Annotated in this window: 2 protein-coding genes; both read right to left on the reverse strand. The window is 53.1% G+C overall.

From position 1 onward, the window contains the following. On the reverse strand, positions 1 to 2,750 hold a 2,750-nt coding region (locus ABEW34_RS31910), incomplete at its 3' end, for a beta-ketoacyl synthase N-terminal-like domain-containing protein (RefSeq protein WP_430165909.1). Between the two features lie 39 nt (positions 2,751 to 2,789). Continuing rightward, positions 2,790 to 3,041 (reverse strand): hypothetical protein (locus ABEW34_RS31915; protein WP_430165912.1); only part of this gene is annotated, 252 nt, incomplete at its 5' end.

Below are 3,041 nucleotides of genomic sequence, written 5' to 3' on the forward strand. Positions count from 1 at the left end.
GTAATCAGGTATACCCCTTGTTCCTGCAATTCCAAGCGGCGGCTGGTTTCTAACTGTTCGTCCCGAAGCTCAGCAAACATTTCCGTATATCTGTCACCGTTTCGAAGCGCGACACCATACACGTCATTGGCCTGAAGCTCTCCGATTAGCTGCTCGAGCGGAACCGATTCCTCTATATCCATATATTTGCATGACACATTTGAGAGTTCCTTGGCCATAACCTTGCCCATGCCGTATACAGGAGCATGATCGGGTATAAGCAGCTTCTCTGCGCCGGTAGCTTCTACAGCATTTCTAGTGAGGATATGCAGCGCAAGCGGCTGCTGAATTTCCGCCTGCACAAGCGCTTTTGTCAAATAAAACAGACTGTAGGCACCGCTTGCCTGCCGCCGCTTAAGCGTCTCCAGCGAATCGCTGACGTCCTGTGCGTCCAGCGCCAATAGATGAATGATTTGGCCAAACGGCATATCCTTCATAGCTTGCATAAGCTGAAGATAGCTTGCCTTGGAACCATCAATTTGGTAGCCTTCGCCGCTAGAATTTGCTGTGCAGCCAAAGGGCCCATCATCCTCAGCAAGCTTCACCTCGATAACAAGCCTGCCGCTTTCCCGCAAGGATGCAGCAATGGTCTGTCCGACTCCCGCCTGATCCATAAATATGATGGCTGCTCCGTCAATACCGGATGGTTCGGGGCTTCTGCCGCACTTGCGCCACTGCATGGCGTAATGCAGCGTAGCTTCAGCACCATCCTTGTCGCCTCGCTGCGGCATATTGAGCTCAAGCCAGCAGCGCTGCTTCTCAAAAGCGTAGGTTGGCGCATATGTTTTGCAGCGGGCTTCGCCTTGATACAGCTCCTCCCAATTGACATCCGCGCCGCGTACATAAAGGTTGCCAATGTCACGAAGCAGCTGCTTGTCCATTTTTCCGGTGCCGATAAATTGCCGGACCTTCTCGGAAGCGGTGCGGGTCAGCTCCGCATGCTCCGGCTTTTTAATTTCATTTTCACCCAGTACCTGCTTATTGCCGGAGACGACCTTATGCCTGCCGTAGCGGATATCATCGTGAATGGTTTCTTCAAAGGAATGGCCTGCTAACAGAGCGACTTTGCGCATTAGGTCGGCGGCATCCTCGAAAATGATGGCAATGCGGTGCGCATAATGCCCCCTCCCGGTGTTAGCCGTATAGCACAAATCCCGCAGCGGGATTTGCGGTGCTTCCCGGTTTAAGTACTGCTCGTAGCCATTTACGATTCCAAGCAGTGGCGCTATGCTTTTGGCCGATATTGCAAGGATATGAGGCAGCCCGGCGTATACATCGTCTGCGTGCTCCGACTGCTGCGGTGGAGCATACTCCTCCAGCACGATATGGCAATTGGTTCCACTCAGGCCGAAGGCGCTGATGCCCGCTCTGCGTGGATGCTCCCCAGCCTCCCACTCCCGCAATTGGGTGTTGACATAGACTGGCGAATCGCTAAAGCCAATCGTTGCATTAGGGCGGTTAAAGTGAGCCGTAGCCGGTATTTTGCGATGCTTTAACGACATAGCGGCTTTGATGACACCGGCAATGCCGGCGCATTCGTACAAGTGACCCACATTCGTCTTAACGGTGCTTACTGCGCAAAATTGCTTGCGGTTTGTATGCTTTCGGAACGCTCTGTACAGCCCTTCAATTTCGAGCGGATCGCCAAGCCTCGTTGCTGTTCCATGCACTTCAATGTAAGACAACGTCTCTGGATCGATGCCTGCGTCCTGCCACGCCTTAAGCAGCACCTCAGCCTGGGCAGCCGAATTGGGAGCGGTTATACCGATGGAAGTGCCGTCCTGGTTAATGGCACTCCCTTTTATAACAGCATATATCCGGTCCCCATCCTTAACGGCCTGGCTTAGCGGCTTTAGCAAAACAGCTGCGCTGCCTTCTCCCCAGCCAGCACCCTCGGCTTCTGCGTCAAACGTCCGCGTCCGTCCGTCCACCGCTTCAACTCCCAGCTTCAGGCCTGAGTTATCTATGGGCAGTAGATTAAGCCTAATGCCGCCTGCAATCGCCATTTTGCAATCGCCGTTATGAATAGCTTTGCTGGCTAGATGAATCGCAACCGACGAGGAGGAGCAGGCCGTATCCAAAATGAGCGTCGGCCCCTTCAAATCAAGCATGTAGGAAATTCTCGTCGGAAGCATGGCAGCAATGTTGCCTGTTAATGCCGTTGCCGCTGATTCCGGTTCGGTTTCCAGTATCATGGAATGATAGCTCGAACTGCTGGAGTAGCCGACGTATACGCCTGTATGACTCCCGACAAGCTTATTCCCGCCATAGCCAGCATCCTCAATCGCTTCCCAGGCCGTTTGCAAAAAGATGCGCTGGGAAGGATCCATCAGAGCGGCCTCATTCGGCGTAATGCGGAAAAAGCTGTAGTCGAAGGATGCTATATCGTGCATGTACGCGCCCGGCGAATATTTTAATTCCCAGCCCATTTCATCCAGCATATTGGTCAGGTAGCCGTCAATGTCAACGCTTCTCTCTTTCGGAAAAGCTCCTACTAAATCAACGCCTGAGGCGATTTGCCGCCAGAACTCCTCTGAGGAGTCAGTACCCGCAATATGGGAGGCCATCCCGATAATGGCGATGTCCTCCTTGCGGCTCTCCTCTTGCTCTGCCTGCGCCTGCCTAAGCAGCGTGACCATGCGGATGGCATCTTCTTTTTCTATTTTTCCTTCGGTAGCTCTCTTGAGAATATAGTGGTAAAGCTTATCCATAGCCTTTTACCCTCCGGGCGTCCAAAGTTGCTGCGCCAATTACTTTTTCCTTGCTTCGCTGCTGTCTTTGCCGGTTTTTGTCAACTGGTCAATCGCTTGCTCAATAGAAAGTGTGCCCTGACCCAGTTCCTCCAACAGCCGCTTCGTATCCTCCTCCAAGCTGGCGCCAGCACTTACCTGCTGCAACACTTGCGACATCTCGCGGTCGTACGCAAGATGCTCTAAAGCTTCTGTGCCTGCTGCATCCAGCTCCTCTTCATCCTCCCGCATGTACTGCTGCAGCTTGCTGAC

The sequence above is a fragment of the Paenibacillus algorifonticola genome (assembly GCF_050481745.1).
Classification (GTDB): Bacteria; Bacillota; Bacilli; order Paenibacillales; family Paenibacillaceae; genus Pristimantibacillus; species Pristimantibacillus algorifonticola_A.